Annotated in this window: 18 protein-coding genes; 15 read left to right on the forward strand and 3 right to left on the reverse strand. The window is 63.2% G+C overall.

The window, feature by feature from the left end; translation table 11 throughout:
* Nucleotides 1-118: 118 nt before the first annotated feature.
* The 10 genes from BLU15_RS04685 (at nt 119) to rpmG (ending at nt 12,052) form a co-directional block, all read left to right on the forward strand.
* Entirely contained in the window at nt 119-1,060 is a 942-nt protein-coding gene (locus BLU15_RS04685) for an aspartate carbamoyltransferase catalytic subunit (protein ID WP_090294503.1), read from the forward strand.
* Nucleotides 1,057-2,349, forward strand: a complete 1,293-nt coding sequence (locus BLU15_RS04690) for a dihydroorotase (protein ID WP_090294505.1) — start codon at nt 1,057-1,059, stop codon at nt 2,347-2,349. Before BLU15_RS04685 ends, BLU15_RS04690 begins: the two co-directional genes overlap by 4 nt.
* A gap of 30 nt (nt 2,350-2,379) precedes the next feature.
* Nucleotides 2,380-2,991 (forward strand): glycerol-3-phosphate 1-O-acyltransferase PlsY, encoded by a 612-nt coding sequence (gene plsY / locus BLU15_RS04695; protein ID WP_077961540.1) that lies wholly within the window; start codon nt 2,380-2,382, stop codon nt 2,989-2,991.
* A complete protein-coding gene (dprA, locus tag BLU15_RS04700; protein ID WP_090294507.1) occupies nt 2,991-4,139 on the forward strand; it encodes a DNA-processing protein DprA in 1,149 nt (382 codons plus the stop codon). The genes plsY and dprA overlap by 1 nt, the downstream gene beginning before the upstream one ends.
* Nucleotides 4,140-4,368: 229 nt before the next feature.
* The gene (gene topA / locus BLU15_RS04705) at nt 4,369-7,035 is read left to right on the forward strand and encodes a type I DNA topoisomerase (RefSeq protein ID WP_060522211.1); all 2,667 of its coding nucleotides are present in this window, start codon (nt 4,369-4,371) and stop codon (nt 7,033-7,035) included.
* 2 nt (nt 7,036-7,037) lie between these two features.
* Entirely contained in the window at nt 7,038-9,410 is a 2,373-nt protein-coding gene (gene rnr, locus BLU15_RS04710; RefSeq protein WP_090294509.1) for a ribonuclease R, read from the forward strand.
* A 26-nt stretch (nt 9,411-9,436) separates the two neighbouring features.
* The gene (locus tag BLU15_RS04715; protein ID WP_034795645.1) at nt 9,437-9,892 is read left to right on the forward strand and encodes a DUF983 domain-containing protein; all 456 of its coding nucleotides are present in this window, start codon (nt 9,437-9,439) and stop codon (nt 9,890-9,892) included.
* Nucleotides 9,889-10,593: an NUDIX hydrolase gene (locus tag BLU15_RS04720; RefSeq protein WP_060583546.1), complete on the forward strand. Its 705-nt coding sequence runs from the start codon at nt 9,889-9,891 to the stop codon at nt 10,591-10,593. The genes BLU15_RS04715 and BLU15_RS04720 overlap by 4 nt, the downstream gene beginning before the upstream one ends.
* Before the next feature lie 13 nt (nt 10,594-10,606).
* Nucleotides 10,607-11,791: an MFS transporter gene (locus BLU15_RS04725; RefSeq protein WP_034795359.1), complete on the forward strand. Its 1,185-nt coding sequence runs from the start codon at nt 10,607-10,609 to the stop codon at nt 11,789-11,791.
* Between the two features lie 93 nt (nt 11,792-11,884).
* Nucleotides 11,885-12,052, forward strand: a complete 168-nt coding sequence (gene rpmG / locus BLU15_RS04730) for a 50S ribosomal protein L33 (RefSeq protein ID WP_034795357.1) — start codon at nt 11,885-11,887, stop codon at nt 12,050-12,052.
* 579 nt (nt 12,053-12,631) lie between these two features.
* Here the strand turns inward: rpmG and BLU15_RS04735 are convergent.
* Nucleotides 12,632-13,999, reverse strand: coding sequence for a PleD family two-component system response regulator (locus BLU15_RS04735; protein ID WP_090294510.1), 1,368 nt, complete (start codon nt 13,997-13,999; stop codon nt 12,632-12,634).
* A gap of 17 nt (nt 14,000-14,016) precedes the next feature.
* Nucleotides 14,017-14,388 (reverse strand): response regulator, encoded by a 372-nt coding sequence (locus BLU15_RS04740; RefSeq protein WP_003537642.1) that lies wholly within the window; start codon nt 14,386-14,388, stop codon nt 14,017-14,019.
* A 156-nt stretch (nt 14,389-14,544) separates the two neighbouring features.
* Here BLU15_RS04740 and BLU15_RS04745 point away from each other — a divergent pair, with 156 nt between their 5' ends.
* The 4 genes from BLU15_RS04745 to BLU15_RS04760 all read left to right on the forward strand — a co-directional run bounded on the left by BLU15_RS04745 (nt 14,545) and on the right by BLU15_RS04760 (nt 18,287).
* Complete coding sequence (locus tag BLU15_RS04745) at nt 14,545-14,814, forward strand: DUF3572 domain-containing protein (protein ID WP_060522206.1); 270 nt, start codon at nt 14,545-14,547, stop codon at nt 14,812-14,814.
* Between the two features lie 2 nt (nt 14,815-14,816).
* Nucleotides 14,817-15,458 (forward strand): hypothetical protein, encoded by a 642-nt coding sequence (locus tag BLU15_RS04750; RefSeq protein WP_090294512.1) that lies wholly within the window; start codon nt 14,817-14,819, stop codon nt 15,456-15,458.
* Nucleotides 15,459-15,625: 167 nt separating this feature from the next.
* Nucleotides 15,626-16,918, forward strand: a complete 1,293-nt coding sequence (locus BLU15_RS04755) for a DNA polymerase IV (protein ID WP_090294513.1) — start codon at nt 15,626-15,628, stop codon at nt 16,916-16,918.
* 139 nt (nt 16,919-17,057) lie between these two features.
* Nucleotides 17,058-18,287 carry a L,D-transpeptidase family protein gene (locus BLU15_RS04760; protein ID WP_090294514.1) on the forward strand — a complete coding sequence of 410 codons (1,230 nt, stop codon included), beginning with the start codon at nt 17,058-17,060 and terminating at the stop codon, nt 18,285-18,287.
* A 109-nt stretch (nt 18,288-18,396) separates the two neighbouring features.
* On the opposite strand, the gene dnaE is transcribed toward BLU15_RS04760, so the two are convergent.
* Nucleotides 18,397-21,894 carry a DNA polymerase III subunit alpha gene (gene dnaE, locus BLU15_RS04765; RefSeq protein ID WP_090294516.1) on the reverse strand — a complete coding sequence of 1,166 codons (3,498 nt, stop codon included), beginning with the start codon at nt 21,892-21,894 and terminating at the stop codon, nt 18,397-18,399.
* Between the two features lie 417 nt (nt 21,895-22,311).
* Between dnaE and BLU15_RS04770 the strand changes: the two genes are divergently transcribed.
* Entirely contained in the window at nt 22,312-22,881 is a 570-nt protein-coding gene (locus BLU15_RS04770; protein WP_060522202.1) for a hypothetical protein, read from the forward strand.
* Nucleotides 22,882-22,931: the final 50 nt, after the last annotated feature.

Here is a 22,931-nt window from a genome sequence, read left to right on the forward strand (position 1 = left end):
GCGAAGAAAAGATAGGATCGCCGTTGCAAGTTTTCTGCGGACTGAACCGCGCAAGCCTTGCCGTGCCGGGGACCAGGTCTTATAGAGCGACCACATTTCCAGAGCGCAAGGGCGGCCCATGATCACTTTCCCGCATCGCCACCTGCTCGGCATCAAGGGGCTCACGGAGCAGGATATCACCTATCTGCTCGATCGCGCCGATGAAGCCGTCCAAATCTCCCGTCAAAGAGAAAAGAAGACGTCCACGCTTCGGGGTCTGACGCAGATCAACCTCTTCTTCGAGGCCTCGACCCGCACGCAATCTTCCTTCGAGCTTGCCGGCAAACGCCTTGGCGCCGACGTGATGAACATGTCGGTCGGCAATTCCTCGGTGAAGAAAGGCGAGACGTTGATCGACACGGCGATGACGCTGAACGCCATGCACCCGGACGTGCTGGTCGTGCGTCACTCCTCGGCCGGTGCCGCAGCCCTTCTCGCACAAAAGGTCTCCTGCTCCGTCGTCAATGCGGGCGACGGCCAGCACGAGCACCCAACGCAGGCGCTGCTCGACGCGCTGACGATCCGCCGCGCCAAGGGCAAGCTCTCGCGCATCATCGTGGCGATCTGCGGCGACGTGCTTCACTCGCGCGTTGCGCGCTCCAACGTCCTGCTCCTGAACCAGATGGGCGCACGGGTTCGGGTCGTCGCACCGGCGACGCTGCTTCCCTCCGGGATCGCCGAAATGGGCGTCGAAGTCTACCACTCGATGGCCGAGGGCCTGAAGGATGCCGATGTCGTCATGATGCTGCGCCTGCAGCGCGAGCGCATGGCCGGGTCCTTCGTGCCGTCTGTACGCGAATACTTCCACTACTACGGGCTCGATGCGGAAAAGCTGAAGGCAGCCAAGGCGGATGCGCTTGTCATGCATCCCGGGCCGATGAACCGCGGCGTCGAGATCGCCTCGGAAATCGCCGACGGGCCGCAGAGCGTGATCGAACAGCAGGTCGAGATGGGCGTTGCCGTGCGCATGGCGGTTATGGAAACGCTGCTTCTCTCGCAGAACCAGGGGCCGCGCACATGACCAGACCACTCGTTCTGAAGAACCTTCGCATCGTCGATCCCTCGCGCAATCTCGATGAAGTCGGCACTGTTATCGTCGGCGACGACGGCCTTATCCTTGCTGCCGGTGCCGATGCCCAGAACCAGGGCGCGCCGGATGGCGCCTTCGTCAAGGACTGCGCCGGCCTCACCGCCGTTCCGGGCCTCGTCGATGCCCGCGTCTTTGTCGGCGAACCGGGAAGCGAACACCGCGAGACCTTCGAGTCCGCATCGCGGGCCGCCGCTGCCGGCGGCGTCACCACCTTCATCGCCATGCCGGAGACCGACCCTGTCATCGACGACATCGCGCTCGTCGAGTATGTGAAGAAGACGGCGCGCGACAAGGCGCTGGTCAACGTACACCCGGCCGCAGCGCTGACCAAGGGTCTTGCCGGCGAAGAGATGACCGAGTTCGGTCTGCTTCGCGAAGCGGGTGCTGTCTGCTTCACCAATGGTCGTCGCTCGATTCACGACACGCTGGTCCTGCGCCGCGCCATGACCTATGCGCGCGAATTCGGCGCCGTCATCTCCCTTGAGACGCGCGACAAGTATCTCGGTGCCAACGGCGTCATGCACGAGGGCCTGCTTGCAAGCTGGCTCGGCCTTTCCGGGATCCCGCGCGAAGCGGAGATCATTCCGCTCGAGCGCGACCTGCGCATCGCCGGACTGACGCGTGCCGCCTATCACGCCGCCCAGATCTCGGTTCCCGAATCGGCCGCCGCGATCCGTACCGCACGCGAGCGTGGCGCCAACGTCACCTGCGGCGTGTCGATCAACAATCTCGCGCTCAATGAGAACGACATCGGCGAATACCGGACATTCTTCAAGCTTTCGCCGCCGCTGCGCAGCGAGGACGACCGCGTCGGGATGGCCGAGGCACTGGCCGACGGCACGATCGATATCATCGTCTCCTCGCACGACCCGCAGGACGTCGACACCAAGCGGCTGCCCTTTGCCGATGCTGCCGATGGGGCGATCGGCCTGGAAACGCTGGCCGCGGCCGCGCTTCGCCTGCATCACAGCGGCCAGGTTCCGCTGATGCGCCTGATCGATGCGATGTCGACGCGGCCGGCGGCGATCTTCGGTCTCGACGCCGGTACGCTGAAACCCGGCGCCAAGGCCGATATCACCGTCCTCGATCTCGACGAGCCTTGGGTGCTTTACGAAGAGGCGATCGTTTCTCGCTCCAAGAATACGCCGTTTGAAAATGCGCGCTTTACCGGGCGGGTCGTGCAAACCTATGTTGCCGGCAAGCTGGTGCATTCGGCCTAAGCCGAAAGCGGTCGCGCGGGAGGGGAACCGGTGGATCTATTGTCCTGGCAGCTTGGGCTGCCCTTTACGCTCTTAAGCCTTGCCTTAGGCTATCTCCTTGGCTCGATCCCGTTCGGACTGATCCTGACGCGCATGGCCGGGCTCGGCGACGTGCGCAAGATCGGCTCCGGCAATATCGGCGCGACCAATGTGCTGCGAACCGGCAACAAGAAGCTTGCTGCCGCAACGCTGTTGCTCGATGCCCTGAAAGGCTCCGCCGCAGCGTTCATCGCATCCTACTGGGGCGTCGAGGCGGGAATCGCCGCGGGCTTTGCCGCCTTCATTGGCCATCTCTACCCGGTCTGGCTTGGCTTCAAGGGCGGCAAGGGTGTCGCCACCTATATCGGCGTCCTGCTCGGCCTTGCTCCCCTCATGGTGCTTGCCTTCGCGGTCATCTGGCTCGGCATGGCGAAAATCAGCCGCTACTCCTCATTGTCCGCCCTGGTTGCAACGGCTATCATTCCGGTTCTACTTTACGCGGCAGGCAACGAGAAGGTCGCCCTCCTCTTTACCGCCATGACGGTCATCACTTGGGTGAAGCACCGCGCCAACATTCGGCGGCTGCTCGCCGGCACGGAAAGCAAGATCGGAGACAAGGGATAATGTCTGAGGCCAGCGCAGGACGAAACGGAGTGGCGCTGACCGAACGACAGAAGATATCCTGGCTCCGGCTCATTCGCAGCGACAATGTCGGCCCCATCGCCTTCCGCGACCTGATCAACCATTTCGGCACCGCTGAAAACGCGCTGGATGCACTGCCTGAGCTGTCGAGGCGCGGCGGCACGAAGCAAAGCTATCGCGTGGCGTCCGTCGCCGAAGCCGAACGGGAACTGGAGGCCGCACGACGCCACGGCGCCGTTTTCGTCGGCATCGGCGAAGCGGCTTATCCCTCGGCGCTGCGGCAGATCGACGGTGCTCCCCCTCTGCTCGCGATGAAAGGCGATCTCAGCGCGGCTGGCCGCCCGTCGCTCGGCATTGTCGGCTCGCGCAACGCGTCGGTCAGCGGCGCAAAGTTTGCGGCGATGATTGCGCTCGACGCCGGCCGCGCCGGTTATGTCGTCACCTCGGGCCTCGCACGTGGTATCGACACGGCTGCCCACCGCGCCAGCCTTGATACCGGCACGATCGCTGCCCTTGCCGGCGGTCTCGACCGCCCCTATCCGCCCGAGAACGTGGGCCTGCTCGAAGAAATCACGGCCGGTCGGGGCCTCGCGATCAGCGAAATGCCTTTCGGCTGGGAGCCACGGGCGCGCGACTTTCCGCGCCGCAACCGGCTGATCGCCGGCATCAGCCTCGGCGTTGCGATCGTCGAGGCCGCGCACCGCTCCGGCTCGCTCATCACCGCGCGCTACGCCGCCGATTTCGGCCGGCTCGTTTTTACGGTTCCCGGCTCGCCGCTCGATCCGCGCTGCCATGGCACCAACGATCTCCTGAAACAGGGCGCGATCGTCACGACCGGCCCGGATGACGTGATCGAGGCGCTGGCGCCACTCAGCCAGCTGGAGCTGCCGCTGCCGGGCGTGCGGGAACCGGATGGTCAGGCGCGGGCTGGTGTTCCGGCGAGCGCGAGCGACGGCGACCGCGCCGCGGTCAGCACCGCGCTCGGCCCGACGCCGGTCGAGATCGACGATATCGTCCGCCACACCGGGCTTTCGCCGGCTCAGGTCTATCTGCTTCTGCTGGAACTTGATCTGGCCGGTCGGCTTGATCGCCATGCTGGCGGCCTCGTGTCGCTCGCGACGCCCGAATGATAACAAGCCACAGCCACAGGCGGGCACGCCAGCGGGACCAATCACGCGTTTCAGATCGCAGATTCAGCGTGTTTCCGCATGGTTCGCCCACTGGCCTCTCTTCGTTATTTTGGGCGAACCCCCTTGACCCCGTTCGAATCCCTGTCCATTTCGGGGCGTCGATATCAGGCGAAGTACGGCGCAAACGGCGCTGACGCCGAACCAGGACCGGTTGTCTCAGAAAATGACGATGAATGTTGTAGTGGTGGAATCGCCTTCCAAGGCAAAGACGATCAACAAGTACCTGGGCCCCGGCTACAAGGTACTGGCTTCGTTTGGTCACGTGCGCGACCTGCCGGCGAAGGACGGTTCGGTCCGTCCCGACGAAGACTTCGAGATGTCCTGGGAAGTCGACAGTGCCTCGGCGAAACGCATGAAGGACATCGCCGACGCGGTCAAATCCGCCGACGGCCTCATTCTCGCAACCGACCCGGATCGCGAAGGTGAAGCGATTTCCTGGCATGTGCTTGACCTTCTGAAGAAGAAGAAGGTGCTCGGCGACAAGCCGGTCAAGCGCGTGGCCTTCAACGCCATCACCAAAAAGGCCGTTCTCGAAGCAATCGCTCATCCGCGCGACATCGACACCTCGCTGGTCGACGCTTACCTGGCGCGCCGCGCACTCGACTATCTCGTCGGTTTCAACCTCTCGCCGGTGCTCTGGCGCAAGCTGCCGGGCGCCCGCTCGGCTGGCCGCGTGCAGTCGGTGACGCTGCGCCTCGTCTGCGATCGTGAAAACGAGATCGAGCGCTTCATCTCCGAGGAGTACTGGAACATCTCGGCGCTCTTGAAGACGCCGCGCGGGGACGAGTTCGAGGCGCGTCTCGTTTCGGCCGATGGCAAGCGTCTTGCGCCGAAGGCTGTCGGCAACGGCGAAGAAGCAAATCGTCTCAAGACCCTGCTCGATGGCGCCGCCTATGTGGTCGATAGCATCGAAGCAAAGCCGGTCAAGCGCAACCCGTCGCCGCCTTTCACCACCTCGACACTGCAGCAGGCCGCCTCCTCCAAGCTCGGCTTCTCCGCTTCGCGCACCATGCAGGTCGCGCAGAAGCTCTATGAAGGCGTCGACATCGGCGGCGAGACGGTCGGTTTGATCACCTATATGCGTACCGACGGCGTGCAGATGGCGCCGGAAGCGATCGAAGCCTCGCGCCTTGCGATCGCCAGCCAGTTCGGCGACCGCTATCTACCGGAAAAGCCGCGCTTCTATTCGACCAAGGCGAAGAATGCCCAGGAAGCGCACGAGGCCATCCGCCCGACCGATTTCAACCGGACGCCGGACCAGGTTCGCCGTTTCCTCGATGGCGACATGCTCAGGCTCTACGACCTCGTCTGGAAGCGCGGCATCGCCAGCCAGATGGCATCGGCCGAGATCGAGCGTACGACCGCGGAAATCACTGCGGACAATGGCGGCCAGAAGGCAGGTCTGCGCGCCACCGGCTCGGTCATCCGCTTCGACGGCTTCATCGCTGCCTATACGGATGCCAAGGAAGACGGCGAACAGACTGACGACGGCGACGAGGATGGCCGCCTGCCGGAGATCAATGCGCGCGAAAACCTCGCCAAGCAGAAGATCAACGCCTCGCAGCATTTCACTGAGCCGCCGCCGCGCTATTCCGAAGCAAGCCTGATCAAGAAGATGGAAGAGCTCGGCATCGGCCGTCCCTCCACTTATGCCGCCACCGTCACGACCCTGCTCGATCGCGACTACATCACCAACGACAAGCGCAAGCTCATCCCCCAGGCCAAAGGACGGCTGGTGACGGCGTTCCTGGAAAGCTTCTTCACACGCTATGTCGGCTACGACTTCACCGCGTCGCTCGAAGAAAAGCTCGACCAGGTCTCCGCCGGCGAGGTCAACTGGAAAGACGTGCTTCGCGACTTCTGGAAGGATTTCTTCGCCCAGATCGAGGAAACCAAGGAACTGCGCGTAACGAACGTGCTCGACGCGCTGAACGAGGAACTGGCGCCGCTGGTCTTCCCCAAGCGCGAGGACGGCGGCGATCCGCGCATCTGCCAGGTCTGCGGCACCGGCAAGCTGTCGCTGAAGCTCGGCAAGTACGGCGCCTTCGTCGGCTGCTCGAACTATCCGGAGTGCAACTTCACCCGCCAGCTTTCCTCCGACAGCAACGGCGAGGAGGCGGCGGTCTCGAACGAACCGCAGGCGCTCGGCAAGGATCCGCATACCGGCGAGGAAATCACGCTCAGGAGCGGCCGCTTCGGCCCCTATGTCCAGCGTGGCGACGGCAAGGAAGCCAAGCGCTCGAGCCTGCCGAAGGGCTGGACGCCGTCGACGATCGACCATGAGAAGGCGGTCGCGCTGCTGTCGCTGCCGCGCGATATCGGTGCCCATCCGGAATCCGGCAAGATGATCTCAACCGGGCTTGGCCGCTACGGACCGTTCGTGCTGCACGACGGCACTTATGCCAACCTCGAATCGATCGAGGACGTCTTCTCGATCGGCCTCAATCGCGCCGTCTCGGTTCTCGCCGACAAGCAGTCGAAGGCCGGGGCCGGCCGGGGCCGCACCGCTGCCGCGTCGCTCAAGGAACTCGGTGATCATCCCGACGGTGGCCCGATCACCGTTCGTGACGGCCGTTACGGCCCCTATGTCAACTGGGGCAAGGTCAACGCCACCCTGCCGAAGGGCAAGGATCCGCAGTCGGTGACGGTCGAGGAGGCACTTGTGCTGATCTCGGAGCGTGCTGCCAAGGGCGGAACGGCCAAGGGGAAGGCGACCAAGGCCAAGACGACCAAGGCAGCGGCGAAGTCCGAGGACGGCGCCAAGGCGACCAAGGCTAAGGCCAAGGCGCCCGCCAAGAGCAAAACAAAGACGGCCGCCAAGGCCAAGAAGGACTGATCTTGACCAGAATACCGCGCGACCCGACCGAACAGTCCGGCAAGAGAAGCCAGGGCAAGAAGCCTGCTCGCGCGGCAAAGGCCGGATCGGCCCAGCCAAGCGAACCGATCATCCACGGCGCGGTCCCGCCGCGTGACGTGCTGATGCGCTTCATCGCTGAAAACCCGGACCGCGCCTCCAAGCGCGAAGTCGCCAAGGCTTTCGGCCTGAAGGGCGAAACCCGTGTCGAACTCAAGGCCCTGCTGAAGTCGCTGGAAGTCGACGGTCTGGTCGAAAAGAAGCGCAAGTCGCTGGTGCGTCCGGGCGCCCTGCCCCCGGTGACCGTGCTCGACATCACCATCCGCGATGTCGATGGCGAGCTGATCGGCCGCCCGGCCGAATGGCTCGACGACGACGGCGTCGCACCGGCGGTGCTGATCAAGCAATCCGCCGTCGCCAAGGGTAAGGGCAAGGCTCCGGTGGGCGGTCTCGGCGACCGCGTTCTCGCCAAGATCTTCCCGGCCAAGGAACGGGGCGGCCCGGCCTATACGGCGCGCATCATCAAGGTGCTGGACAAGCGCAAGGATGCCGTGCTCGGCGTCTTCCGCTCGACGCCCGGCGGCGGTGGCCGCCTGATGCCGATCGAAAAGCGCGGCGAGGAAATACTTGTTGATCCGGAGTTCACGGGCAACGCTGAGGACGGCGATCTGGTCGAGGTGCAGCTGTCACGTCTCGGCCGTTACGGTCTGCCGCGCGCGCAGGTGCAGACCGTCATAGGTTCGGTCGCCTCTGAGAAGGCGATCTCGATGATCGCCATCCATGCCCACGGCATTCCCCACGTTTTCCCGGAACGGGTGATCGAGGAGGCGAACGCCGCAGGCCCCGCCACCATGGCGCACCGCGAGGACTGGCGCACGCTGCCGCTGATCACCATCGATCCGGCCGACGCCAAGGACCATGACGACGCCGTTTATGCGGAGCCGGATCCGTCCGAGGACAATCCCGGCGGCGTCATCGTCACGGTGGCGATTGCCGACGTCTCCTACTACGTGCGTCCGAAGTCCGCTCTGGACCTTGAAGCGCTGAAGCGCGGCAACTCGGTCTACTTTCCCGATCGGGTCGTGCCAATGCTGCCCGAGCGCATCTCCAACGACCTCTGCTCGCTCAAGGAAGGCGTCGATCGCCCGGCGCTTGCCGTGCGCATGCGCTTCTCCAAGGAAGGCCGGAAGGCCGGCCATACCTTCCATCGCATCATGATGAAGAGTGCGGCAAAGCTCTCCTACCAGCAGGCGCAGGCAGCGATCGACGGCAATCCGGACGACAAGACCGGGCCGATCCTCGAGACGATCCTGAAGCCACTCTGGGAAGGCTATCGCATCCTCACGCGCGGCCGCGACCGGCGCCAGCCGCTCGAGCTCAACATGCCCGAGCGCAAGATCATCCTGAAACCCGACGGTACGGTCGACCGTGTCTTCGTTCCCGAACGCCTCGACGCGCACAAGCTGATCGAGGAAATGATGATCCAGGCGAACGTTGCCGCCGCCGAGACGCTGGAGCAGAAGCGCCAGGTGCTGATCTACCGCATCCACGACCAGCCCTCGCTTGCCAAGCAGGAAAGCCTGCGTGAATTCCTGTCGACGCTCGACATCTCGCTCGTCAAGGGCGGGAACATGCGCTCGAACCACTTCAACGGCATCCTCGCCAAGGCCGAAGGCAAGCCCTTCGAGACCATGGTCAACGAGATGGTGCTGCGCTCGCAGAGCCAGGCGATCTACAGCCCCGAGAACATCGGGCACTTCGGCCTCAACCTTTTGAAGTACGCGCATTTCACGTCTCCGATCCGGCGCTATGCCGACCTGATCGTGCACCGGGCGCTGGTTGCCTCGCTCGGCCTTGGCGAAGGCGGGCTGACACCGCAGGAAGAGGCCGTACTCGACGACATCGCCGCCGAGATCTCGACTTTCGAGCGCCGTGCCATGGCCGCCGAGCGCGACACGGTCGACCGACTGATCGCGCATCATCTCAACGGTCGCGTCGGGGAGGAATTCGACGGCCGCGTTTCCGGTGTCACCAAGGCGGGACTCTTTGTCACCCTGCCGGCCTATGGCGCCGACGGCTTCGTTCCGATATCAACACTTGGACGCGACTACTTCATCTACGATGAGGCGCATCAGGCGCTTTCCGGCGAGAAGACCGGGCTCGGCTATCGCCTGGGCGATCCGGTACGCGTCAAGCTCGTCGAGGCCGTGCCGCTTGCCGGTGCGCTCCGCTTCGAGATGATCAGCGAAGGACGCAAGATGCCGACGGCAACGCGCTCCTTCCACAAGTCCGGTCGCAGGGATCGCACCGGCGCCCGGAAGAAGCCGGGAACACGGCCGCCGCGCGGCCGGCGATAGGGTCCCGATAGGACAGAGGAATGCACATGAAAGCGGCGTCAGGCGAAACACTTCATCTGGGCGGGTCCAAAAGCGACGAGCGCTCCGTTGGTCTTTCGATGAAGCGCGGCTTTCTCGGCCGCTGTCCAGCGTGCGGCAGCGGCAAGCTGTTTCGCAGCTACCTCAAGTCGGTTGAGACGTGCGCGGCCTGCGGCGAGCGCATGGACCACCACCGCGCCGACGACTTCCCGCCCTATATCGTCGTCACGATCGTCGGCCACCTCGTGCTTGCCGGCTACATGGCGACCGACCTCATCCTTCCGCTCAACAGCTGGCAGCATCTCGCCATCTGGGCACCGATCACCGTCATCAGTTCGCTGGCGCTGCTGCAGCCTGTAAAAGGCGCCGTCATCGGCCTGCAATGGGCGCTGAAGATGCATGGCTTCGGCGGACACGAAGATGCGCCTGAGGACGTGTTGCCCCCGAGAGACGAACGGGCATGAGGCCGGCGCGGGAGACGGGCAACGAACCCAAGCCTCCGCGTCCCGCGACCATGCGGCCCCGGGATGCCGCTTCGATCATGCTGCTCGATCGCGTTGGCGGCCGCGTGCGTGTGCTTATGGGGCGGCGCCACAGTGCGCACGCCTTCATGCCGGATCTCTATGTGTTCCCCGGCGGACGCCGCGATACCGGCGATCATCGAATTGGCTTCGGCTCCGATCTCCATCCCTCCGTCCTGCGAACGCTGAAGGTGGCCGGCGCGCGCGGACTGTCGGATGCCCGGGCGCGCGCGCTCGCGCTTGCCGCCCTGCGTGAACTTTACGAGGAAGCCGGCATCGCCATAGGCGCGCCGCTTCCTTCGGCCGAAGCTCCCGTTCCCTTTCTTCCCGATCTTGCAAAGTTGCGCTATATGGCTCGGGCCATCACCCCTCCAGGCAACACGAGGCGGTTCGATACGCGCTTCTTCGCCGTGTTCGCCGACGAGGCCGAAATCGATCCTACGCGGTTCCTGGACAGTCGGGAGCTTCAGGATTTGCAGTGGATCGATGTGAACGTTACTCCGTCGCTACGGATACCTGACATCACCGCGGTCATCCTCGCGGACCTCAGGAACGGACTGGACGCCGATCCTTCGCTGCCCTGCGAACGACCGGTTCCACTCTATACCTCGCGCCATGGGCGCTTCGTGCGCACATTGCTCTAAGGATCCGCGTCAGATGTCACAGCCATCGCCCGGTACGGCTGCACCGGTTGAGGAAATTCACTGGCGGTCGCTGATCGCGGCCGTTGCTGCCATCAGCGCGGTCGGCATCGCCATCGGCCTCGGCCTGCCGCTGCTTTCCATCATCATGGAGAAGCGCGGAATTTCCTCGACCCTCATCGGCTTGAATTCCGCCATGGCGGGCCTGGCATCGATGGTGGCTGCCCCCTTCACGACGAAGTTCGCCCACCGGCATGGCGTAGCGCCAACGATGCTCTGGGCCGTGCTAATCGCGGCCACCAGCGCGCTCGGCTTCTATTACATCACCAATTTCTGGCTCTGGTTCCCGCTCCGAATCGTCTTCCACGGAGCGATCACCGTCCTCTTCATTCTTTCCGAGTTCTGGATCAACGCGACGGCCCCGCCGAGCAAGCGCGGTTTCGTGCTGGGGATCTACGGCACATTCCTGTCGCTTGGGTTCCTGACCGGCCCGCTGCTGTTTTCGATCCTCGGCAGCGAAGGCCTCCTGCCCTTCCTCGTCGGCGCCGGCGTCATCCTCCTGGCATCCGTGCCGATTTTCCTCGCGCGCGACGAAAGCCCCGTCATCGACGAGAAGCCCGAGCGGCATTTCCTGCGCTACGTCTTCCTCGTGCCCACGGCAACGGCTGCCGTCTTCATCTTCGGCGCGGTCGAATCAGGCGGTCTCTCGCTGTTCCTCATCTTCGGGACGCGGTCCGGTTTCAGCGAATCGCAGGCAGCGCTTCTGCTAACGGTCATGGGGGTCGGCAATTTCATCTTCCAGATCCCGGTCGGCATGCTCTCCGACAGGGTCAAAGACCGGCGCACACTGCTCTCTGCGATGACGCTGATCGGTCTTATCGGCGCGCTGTTCCTGCCGCTGTTGGTCGAGAGCTGGTTCCTGATGGCAATCGTGCTGTTGTTCTGGGGCGGCTGTGTCTCCGGCCTCTACACGGTCGGCCTCAGCCACCTGGGCTCACGGCTTCAGGGCGCGGATCTCGCCGCCGCCAACGCGGCCTTCGTGTTTTCCTACGCCGTCGGTACCGTCGCTGGACCGCAGGCGATCGGCGCGGCAATGGACGCCACCGGCAACAACGGTTTTGCCTGGGCGATCGCCGGCTTTTTCGGTCTCTATGTCGCGCTTTCGGTGGTCAGGATCGTTTTGAAACCAAAACGGTCTTGACTTTTCGGCCGCGATTTGTAGTTTCGCGCCAACCTTGCCCGTGGCCCGCAACCGGTTGTCCACGGCTTTCATTGTTACAAAGGCAGGACGACCATGGCAAAAGCCACCACCATCAAGATCAAGCTGCTTTCGACAGCCGACACGGGTTTCTTCTACGTCACGACCAAGAACAGCCGTACGATGACGGAAAAGATGACGAAGACCAAGTACGACCCGGTCGTCAAGAAGCACGTCGAATTCAAGGAAACCAAGATCAAGTAAGATCGCCGGTTTTCGGGAATTGAAGGGCGCCGACCGCAAGGTCAGGCGCCCTTTCGTTTTTAGGCCAATGCCTTGAGCATCTCGCATAGGCGCTGAGTGAAACGGGTTCCACGCCAGGGGGAGGAAACGGCTCGCCCGCCCCTGCTCTTCCCCCAGAATCAAAACGCCGCCCCGAAGGCGGGACGGCGTGTCGGAAAGGGGGTCGGCTGGCCTCTGACTGCGGCACGAGGATTCCGCGGACGCCAAAAGCCAACCGACCGACCCCACGACCCAGGAGATGCGGCGGACCTGAGCATCATGGGGTAACGAATATCGCAGAAGGCTGGATGCCCCCTCTTTCATGAGCATCACCTGAAAATAAAAAAAAATCAACGAATTCTTAATGCGCGGAGCGGTGCCGCTCGGCGCATGGTTAATTCTGTATCAGACCTGGACAGGCACACTGCATGATCTCTGCTGCCACCCAAACTCCCCGGTAGCAACAGGTGACGCGAGAATACAACTTTGAATGCAGGCCGCAAGAGGCGGGCAAAGAAATTCCCTGGGGTGCTTTGAGGCCAGAAACGCAGGAGGCGCGGCTCAGGCGGCGGCTGCCACCACCCGATTTCGGCCTTCGTGCTTGGCCTGATAGAGCGCCGTATCGGCGCGCTTCAGCAGCGCTTCGGCCGTGTCGCTGCCGGGCCTGAGCGTGGCAATCCCCATGGACGCGGTGACCTTCAGGGGGCCGTCCGCCTGCGGGATCGCAAATGGCAGGCTTTCGATGATCGTGCGCAGACGCTCGGCGACACCGGCCGCCATTTCGGCTGACGTATCCGGCATCACCACGATGAACTCTTCACCGCCGAACCGGCAGGCAAGGTCGGCACCCCGCACCGTCGTGCGGATGCGATTGGCGAATTCCCGCAAGACTTCGTCGCCAACGTCATGGCCGTAGGTGTCGTTAACCTGCTTGAAGCGGTCGATATCGGTCATGCAGATGGACAGCGGCCGACCGCGCGCAGCAGCCCGATCCATCAGCAGTTTCAGGTGCGTGTCGAAATAGCGCCGGTTATGCAGCCCGGTGAGGCCGTCGGTGACGGCAAGCTCGATGGTTTGCTGCACGCTCGACCGCAGCCTGTCATTGCAGTGCTTGCGCCGGATCTGGGTCATCGACCGGGCAATCAGTTCATTGGGATCGACCGGCCGCATCAGATAGTCCGTCACGCCCAGATCGAGCGCGCGGACGACCAACTCGTCGCTGCCCTGCTCGGCGATCAGCAGGATAGGGATGAAACGGGTGCGCTCCAGCGAGCGCAACTGCGAGCAGAGCCGCAACGGATCGTAGTCGTCGAAATTCGCATTGACGATGACGAGGTCGAAATTGTTCTCCGCCGCCTCGAACAATGCCGCCTGCGGATCGGAGATGACCGAGACCTCGGCAATCGGCTTGAGGGCGCGCGGCAGCCGCTCCTGCGACGAGCCGCGGCCATCGACGAGCAGGACGTTGCCGGGCTCGTCAGGCCGGTCCGCCCGGCCAACATCTTCAAGCCCGATCGTCTGCGCCGTCTGGGCCCGCAGGCGCAGCTCATCGCTGACGTTCTTCAGCCGCACCAAGCTCTTCACCCGCGACATCAGCTGCAGATCGTTGACGGGCTTCGTCAGGAAATCGTCGGCGCCGGCCTTCAGGCCACGCACGCGGTCCGAAGGCTGGTCGAGCGCGGTGACCATGACAACCGGGATATGTGCCGTCTTCGGGTTCGCCTTCAGCCGCTCGCAGACTTCGAAACCATCGAGACCGGGCATCATGATATCGAGCAGCACCAGGTCGATGGGCGTCTTTTCGCAGAGCGCCAGGGCGGCATAACCGTCACTGGCCGTCAGCACGTCGAAGTACTCGGCAAGCAACCGGGCTTCGAGCAGCTTCACATTGGCCGGAACGTCATCGACAACAAGAATACGCGCAGTCATATCAATTTTCCCGCCGCTCAGGCATCGCCCAGGTAGGTTTTGATCGTCTCAATGAACTTCGGTACGGAGATCGGCTTGGAGACATAGGCTTCGCACCCGCCTTGGCGGATCCGCTCCTCGTCGCCCTTCATCGCAAAGGCGGTCACGGCGATGACCGGGATGACGTGCAGCTCATCGTCTTCCTTCAACCACTTCGTCACTTCCAGACCGGAAACCTCCGGCAGCTGAATGTCCATGAGAATGAGATCGGGCCGATGCTTGCGCGCGAGCTCGAGCGCCTCCATGCCGTTGCGAGTCTGGATCGTCGCATAGCCGGAGGCCTCAATCAGGTCGCGGAAGAGCTTCATGTTCAGCTCGTTGTCCTCAACAATCATCACCTGTTTGGGCATGTCGATCCCTTGCTGTCCATCGTCACCTTGCAAGTCTCCTCAGGACAATTAACGTGCGGAGCCGACGACTCGACCCATTTCCTCAACGTCAGAGATAGGCCTATTTGGTTGAAAAATAGGTAACTCCGCACGTAAAAACCATACGGGGACAAACCATTGAAGAGCGCCGACGAAATCGCCATCGACATTCTCTCCTGGCTTGCCGGCGAGCCTGAGCTTCTGTCCCGCTTTCTGGCGCTGACCGGCACGGACCCGACGGCGTTGCGCAACGCGATTGCCGAACCCGGCTTCATGGGCGGGCTCGTCGCCTTTCTGATGGACCATGAGCCGACCCTGATGGCATTCTGCACCGCGACCGGTACGGCGCCTGAAGACGTCGTGCGCGCCCATACGGTACTTTCCGGCCACGCAGGCTTCGAGGATTGAGGGTGGCAAACGCGCCGACAGTTCACAGCATCACGCTTGGAAACCGTCCGCTGATCGTCAGCGACATCGACGATGTCGTGCTTGAATTCATCAATCCGTTCAAAGCGTTCCTTGGGAGCTGCGGCCATGTCCTCCTGCCCCGATCGTTTCGCCTGACCGGCAACATCATCACCCACGCGGACGAGCAGCCGGTGACGGAGCCAGAGGTCAAGATCCTGCTCGACACCTTCTACGGCTCGCAGGATCGTTGGCAAACGCCCGCCGCCAAGGTCGTCGAGACCCTGGCCGCATTGTCGGAGGAAGCCGATATCGTCTTTCTGACTGCGATGCCGCCGCAGCACGCTGCGGTTCGTCGCGCTCTTCTTGACCGGCTCGGCCTGCCCTATCCGCTGCTTGCGTCCGAAGAGCCGAAGGGGCCGATCGTCCAAAAACTTCACGGCAGCCGTAACGTCCCCCTCGTCTTCATCGACGACATGCTTCGCAACCTGCGATCGGTGAAGGATCACGCGCCGACCTGCCTGCCGATAAACCTCATGGCCGACTCGGAGTTCAAGGCGCTCGCGCCGAAGCTCGACGCCGACATCCGCGCCGTCGCAGACTGGCCGGAGGCAGCCGCAGCCATTCGCGCGCACTTCCGCGGCTAGCCCGGATCGGCTGCCCGTCGGCGCAAATTCAGCCGCGCCGGCGCTGCGCAAGACGCGCCCGGTGATCCTTTTCAACGGCGACAATTGCATTGTGATTTCCAATCGCGCCTCCTTGAGACTCGCTAGAGTAGTGCTTAAGGTCGCAATGTTCAATATTTGTTCCCGATATGCTCGACAGCGCTGCTCACTCTCCAGGCTTCTGCCGCGACTGCCTCAAGGAACAGGCGGCGTCGGTGCGGCGCTGCCTCGCCTGCGGCAGCCCGCGCATTCTGCGGCATGCGGAGCTCTATGACCTGACGCTGGCGCACATCGACTGCGACGCCTTCTATGCCTCGATCGAGAAGCGCGACAACCCGGAGCTTGCGGACAAGCCGGTGATCATCGGCGGCGGCAAGCGCGGCGTGGTCTCCACCGCCTGCTACGTCGCCCGCATTCACGGCGTGCGCTCGGCCATGCCGATGTTCAAGGCGCTGGAAGCCTGCCCCCAGGCCATCGTCATCAAGCCCAATATGGAGAAATACGCCCGCGTCGGCCGCGAGGTGCGCACGCTGATGCAGGAACTGACCCCGCTGGTGCAGCCGCTGTCGATCGACGAAGCCTTCCTCGAACTCAGCGGCACGGAGCGGCTGCATCACGATCCGCCGGCACGCACGCTCGCGCGGCTCGCCCGCCGGATCGAGCAGGAAATCGGCATCACCGTCTCGGTCGGCCTCTCCTACTGCAAGTTTCTCGCCAAGGTGGCGTCCGACCTGCAAAAACCGCGCGGCTTTTCCGTCATCGGCCAAGCCGAGGCGCTGGAGTTCCTGCGCGAGAAGCCGGTGACCCTGATCTGGGGCGTCGGCAAGGCCTTTGCCGCCACGCTGGAGCGTGACGGCGTGCGCACGATCGGGCAACTGCAGACCATGGAGGAAGGCGACCTGATGCGGCGCTATGGCACCATGGGGCAGCGGCTCTTTCGCCTATCGCGCGGGCTCGACGAAAGAGCGGTCGAAATCGACGGCGAAGCCAAGAGCGTTTCCGCAGAGACGACGTTCAACGACGATATCGCGCGCTATGACGACCTGGTCACGCATCTGCGGCGCCTCAGCGAGCAAGTGGCCCACCGGCTGCGAAAGTCGGAACTCGCCGGCCAGACGGTCGTTCTCAAGCTCAAAACCGCCGACTTCAAGATCCGCACCCGCAACCGGCGCCTGGATAGCCCTACCCGCCTTGCCGACCGCATTTTCCGCATCGGCCTGCAACTTCTCGAAAAAGAGGCGGACGGAACGAAGTATCGGCTGATCGGCATCGGCGTCAGCGATCTCTCCGCCCCGGATCTCGCCGATCCGCCCGATCTCGTCGATCCCGCGGCCACCAGGCGCGCTGCGGCCGAGGACGCGATCAACAAGCTGCGCGACAAATTCGGCAAGGCGAGCGTCGAAACCGGCTACACTTTCGGCACCAGAAAACGCGATCCGTGAGACCGCAAGCGTGCTTGCCCGAGCAGGCACGCTTCGCAAAGCGATCACGCAACCTTGACCGACAGCCCACACAGCAGGATGAATTCCTTAAAGATTGAAGGCTAGGCTTGTTCGCCAAGTCACGTGTTGGGTTGAGTGTATGGTATCGCGTTTCGCTCTCACCGCCAGCGTCGTCGCACTGCTTTTGTCGCCGGCTACCGGCTTTGCAGGCAGTCGCGGGCCGCTGCAGATCATCGTCTCGAAAGATCAGCAATCGCTCGTCGTCTATGACGGCGACGCTGTCATTGCGACATCACCGGTCTCGACCGGCAAGGCGGGCCACACGACGCCATCGGGCATCTTTTCTATCCTGGAAAAGCGGCGTCATCACAAGTCGAACATCTATTCGAACGCTCCGATGCCGTTCATGCAGCGGCTCACCTGGTCGGGCATTGCTCTGCATGGCTCCAACCATGTGCCGGACTATCCGGCGTCCCATGGCTGCGTGCGGTTGCCGAGTGAATTTGCTGCCTCGCTCTACAAGTTGACCGAGCGCGGCGTGCACGTGCTGATCTCCGACCGGCAGATAACGCCCTTGGAGGTCAAGAGCGCCCTACTCTTCCGCCCGGCCCCGATCGATCTCCAGCTGCCGCTTTCCGACGTGCCGCTCAGACCGGCGATCAGCCAGGCCGGCGATGCGCCGGTGGAAGTGGCGATGCGGGAGCCGCCCGGCGGCGCCAATTCGGCGCGATCCACCGAGGAGCCGATCCGTATCCTGATCACCCGAAGCGATACCCGCGACACCATGCGCGAGGTTCAGACGTCCCTGGATTTCCTCGGCTACGCGCCGGGCGCGATCGACGGCCATGCAGGGCCGGCGACGATTGCGGCCCTGCGTGCCTTCCAGGCAAGCGAAGGCATTGACAGCGACGGCAAGCTGACACCGGACCTGACCGACAGGCTCCTTCGCAAGGCCGGACGTACGCCGCCGCAAAACGGCAAGATCCTCGTGCGACAAGGGTTCAAGCCGCTCTTTGAAGCCGGGCTTACGATCGACAAGCCGGAAGAGGCGCTCGGAACGCATTTCCTCCAGTTCCGGCACAATGAAGAAGAAGGTGCCGAAGGCAAATGGTTCGGCGTCTCGCTCGAGAATCACCTGCCCGCCTCGACGAAGAAGCGGCTCGGCATCTCCACGGAGGCCGAGCCCTTCGCCTATAACGGCATCCAGCGCACGCTGGCGCGCGTGACGATCTCCGACGATGTGCGCAAGCGCGTGGAAACGTTGCTCGCCGAGGGCTCATCGCTCTCGATTGCCGATGTGGAAAGCGGGTTGGAGACCGGTCAGGGCACCGACTTCATCACCATTACTCGGACACGTCCCGGCGACTGATCTGCGAGACCGGCAGACAAGCACCCGGCGAGCGTCCCGCCGCGGGTCGATAGGTTCCAAGCCGGCTCAATCGCCGCTCCACTGCAATTCAGTGGAGCCCCGCCTCGGATTACACCAGTTCGACGTCGATGACGCCCGGCGCCGAGCGCAATGCTGCAGCGATCTCCGGCGAAATCCGGAACTTCTCGTTCAGTTCAACCTCGATCTCGCGCTGGCCATTGTCCTTAATGACGACGAAGGAGACGAGCCCGTCGCCCTTCATGTTGAGGTGCGAGGCGATCGACTTCAGCGGCCCGGAATCGCGCACATAGACGCGCAGCGCCTTCTGCAGTTGCAGCGATTCTTCTTCGAGCGACCGCAGCGTCTGGATGCGCAGGCCGATGCCTTCCGGCCGCTCTTCCGCCGCCACGGTCATGACCAGCGACTTGCCGGGCTCTAGCAGGTCTCGATACTGGTGCAGCATCTCGGAGAACAGTACCGCCTCGAACTGGCCGGAGGAATCCGAGAAGGCGATGATTCCCATCTTGTTGCCGGTGCGCGTCTTGCGCTCCTGCTTCGAGGTTACGGTTCCGGCGAGCCTTCCGGCCGTCGCCCCCTTCTTCACAGCGCCGGCGAAATCGCCGAAGGTCTGCACGCGCATCTTGGCGAGCAGCGCATTGTAGGTGTCGAGCGGATGGGCAGACAGATAGAAGCCCAGAACCTGGAACTCGCGGTGCAGCTTTTCCGAGGCAAGCCACGGCGTGTAGGTCGGAAGCGCAATGCGCTCCGGCCCGGTGGCCGCCCCTGCGCCGAACATGTCGCTCTGCCCGCTCGTCTTGTTTTCCTGAGCCCGCTGGGCAAACCCGAGAATACGATCGAGCCCGCCGACCAGCTCCGCCCGGTCGTAGCCGAAGCAATCGAAGGCGCCGGCGGCAATCAGGCTTTCAAAAACGCGACGGTTGAGCAGCTTGGGGTCGATCCGGAGGCAGAAGTCTTCGAGGCTTGCGAAGGCCTTGTCGCCTCGAACCTCGACGATGTGCTCGACCGCTGACTCGCCCACGCCCTTGATCGCTGCAAGCGAGTAATAGATGCGGCTTTCGCCCGTCTGGAAGTGCCGGAACGAGGTCTGTACCGACGGGGCGATCACCTCGATGCCCAGACGCTTGGCATCCTGGCGGAAGTCGTTGACCTTTTCGGTGTTGGACATGTCGAGCGTCATCGACGCCGCCAGGAACTCCACCGGATAGTGCGCCTTCATGTAGGCGGTCTGATAGGACACGATCGCATAGGCCGCCGCGTGCGACTTGTTGAAGCCGTAGTTGGCGAACTTGGCGAGCAGGTCGAAAATGAGGTCGGCCTGCGGCTTCGACACCTCGTTCTTGACGGCGCCGTCGACGAAACGGGCGCGCTGCTTGTCCATCTCCTCCTTGATCTTCTTACCCATGGCGCGGCGCAGAAGATCGGCCTCGCCGAGCGAGTAGCCAGAGAGCACCTGGGCGATCTGCATCACCTGCTCCTGGTAAACGATAACGCCCTGCGTTTCCTTGAGCAGGTGGTCGATCTTCGGATGGATCGACTCGACCTCTTCCTCGCCATGCTTACGGGCGTTATAGACCGGGATGTTCTCCATCGGGCCTGGGCGATAGAGCGCCACGAGTGCGATGATGTCCTCGATGCAGTCGGGCCGCATGCCGATCAGCGCCTTGCGCATACCGGCACTTTCCACCTGGAACACGCCGACCGTTTCGCCGCGCGACAGCATCTCGTAGGTCTTCAGATCATCGAGTGGGATGCTCGCGAGATCGACCTCGATGCCGCGCTGCTTGACGAAATCGACCGCGACCTTCAACACCGTCAGCGTCTTCAGGCCGAGGAAGTCGAACTTGACGAGACCGGCCTGCTCGACCCACTTCATGTTGAACTGGGTGACCGGCATGTCGGAGCGCGGATCGCGATACATCGGCACCAGCTGCGACAACGGCCGGTCGCCGATCACGATACCGGCGGCGTGGGTCGAGGCGTGGCGGTAAAGGCCTTCGATCTTCTGGGCGATATCGAGAAGGCGGGCGACCACCGGCTCCTTCTCGGCCTCTTCCTGCAGGCGCGGCTCCTCCTCGATCGCCTTGGAAAGCGGCGTCGGGTTGGCGGGGTTGTTGGGCACCAGCTTGCAGATCTTGTCGACCTGACCATAGGGCATTTCGAGCACGCGACCGACGTCGCGCAAGGCGGCACGGGCCTGCAGCGAACCGAAGGTGATGATCTGCGCCACCTGTTCGCGACCGTACTTGCGCTGCACGTAGCGGATCACCTCTTCGCGCCGGTCCTGGCAGAAGTCGATGTCGAAGTCGGGCATCGAGACGCGCTCGGGATTGAGGAAGCGTTCGAACAGCAGCGAGAAGCGCATCGGATCGACGTCGGTGATCGTCAGCGCATAGGCGACAAGCGAGCCGGCGCCCGAGCCGCGGCCCGGCCCGACGGGGATGTCGTGCTGCTTGGCCCATTTGATGAAGTCGGCAACGATCAGGAAGTAGCCGGGAAACTTCATGCGCTCGATGACGCTCAATTCGAAGGCCAGGCGCTCGCGGTATTCCTCTTGGGTGTAGCCGGGCGCCATACCGAGTCTCGCGAGACGGTCTTCGAGGCCCTCCTCCGCCTGGCGACGCAGTTCGTCCGACTCGGCGCGCTCGGCCTCCTCCGGATCCGCCGTCGCGCCGGTAAAGCGCGGCAGGATCGGCCCACGGGTCTTCAGCATGAAGGAGCAGCGCCGGGCGATCTCGAGCGTGTTTTCCAGTGCCTCGGGCAGATCGACAAACAGCGCCGCCATTTCTTTGCGGCTCTTCAGATAGTGGTCCGGTGTCAGGCGGAACCGGCTGTCGTCCGACACCATGGCGTTGTGCGCTACCGCCATCAGGGCGTCATGCGCCTCATAGTCGGAGGGCGACGGGAAGAAGGCTTCGTTGGTGGCGACAAGCGGAATGTCGAACTTGTAGGCAAGCTCGATCATCCGGCTCTCGTGCCGCCGGTCGTGGCCACCGTGGCGCTGCAGCTCGATATAGAGCCGATCGCCAAAGAGATCATGCAAGGCTTCGAGACGCGCTTCGGCGAGCGCCGTGGAGCCCGCCTTCATGGCGATATCCACCGGGCCACCGGACGCGCCGGTCAGCGCAATCAAGCCCTCGGTGCCGCATTCGGCAAGCCAGGAGCGCGTAATGCGCGTCGCCTGGCTGCCCTCGCCGCTCAGATAGGCACGGCTGACGAGATCGACGAGGCGCGTATAGCCGTCATCGGTGGCGGCGATGAGCACGATCGATGGCAGCTTGGCGAGCTGATGCCCATGGCCGCGCCGATCCCCCTCGGTCTCGTCCTCCATGTCGATCGACAGCTGGCAGCCGGTGATCGGCTGCAGCCCGTCACCGGCTGCCTTCTGCGAGAATTCGAGGGCTGCGAAGAGATTGTTGGTGTCGGCGATCCCGATCGCCGGCTGGTTATCGGCGACCGCCTTGCCGATGACCTTCTTCAGCGGCAGAGCGCCTTCGAGCAAGGAGAAGGCAGAGTGGACGCGCAGATGCACGAACTGCGGATCCGTGCCGAGCGCCTCACTCGATGCTGCCTTGCTGTCGTCTGCCATTGTCGCACCCTGATTCCTGTCCAGTCGGAAGGATATCCCGTTTATCGCCCGTCATGTCCAGATTCCCCTGACATGTCGTCCCCCTTATTCAACGGGGATGAGACGCTTTGCGGAGGTGCTTGAGAGAAGATGTTGACGCCCGCCTTCAGAGGCCGAGCGCAATGAAAGAGATGCTTGCGATGAACAGGCTCATCGACGCGAAGGCGGCGAGGTCACGAACAAAATCAGTCATAACATGGCTCCTTTTCCGTTATGTTTTTACTTTGTTCCATTTTTGTTCACGCGTCAAGCAGTGCACAGGCATTCTGTTCACGATGGTTAACATCGCGCCCGAATGCAGGTTAACTGACGACGAGCCGCTTGAGGAAAGCGCGGCGCCCGCATATCAAGAGGAACGACCACGCGGAGCGCTCCGACATGCTTGCACGCCTGATTCTCCCCTTGCTGATCCTGCTTCCGACCACCGTCTCCGCAGCAGAGACGATAGACCCCGCCCGCATCGTCTCGGCGGCGACCGGCGACTGGAACAAGGACGGGAGCCCGGATCTCGCGCTCATCGTACGACCCGCCGAAGGCAGCGACGAGGACAACGGCATCTATCTCTACCTCACCGGCGACAACGGCGCGCTGGCATTAAAGTCGGCCATTCCGAACAAGGTCTGGGGTCAGTTCGAACTCGTCGGCCAAGCGCCGTCGATCGAGGCGCTGCCGAGCGGCTCGTTGCTCATCACCAGTCAGAACGATGCCATCGGGCGCGACCGCTGGGAACAGAAGCTGACGGTCGCCTATCGCAACTTCGACTTCGTCGTGGCGGGCTACACCTACTCGTCCTACGATACGCTCGATCCGGACAACACCGCGCAATGCGACCTCAACGTGCTGACGGGCAAGGGCAAATCGAACGACAAGCCAATCACCGCGAAAGGCGAGCTCATCCTTCTCAAGGACTGGAGCGACGATCGCGGGCAGAAGGCGTGCGGCCTGTAATAACCGGGCGATTGTTCTCTATTTGTTCTTTACAACTTCAGCGGATCGCG

Source organism: Ensifer sp. YR511 (genome assembly GCF_900103045.1).
Classification (GTDB): Bacteria; Pseudomonadota; Alphaproteobacteria; order Rhizobiales; family Rhizobiaceae; genus Ensifer; species Ensifer adhaerens.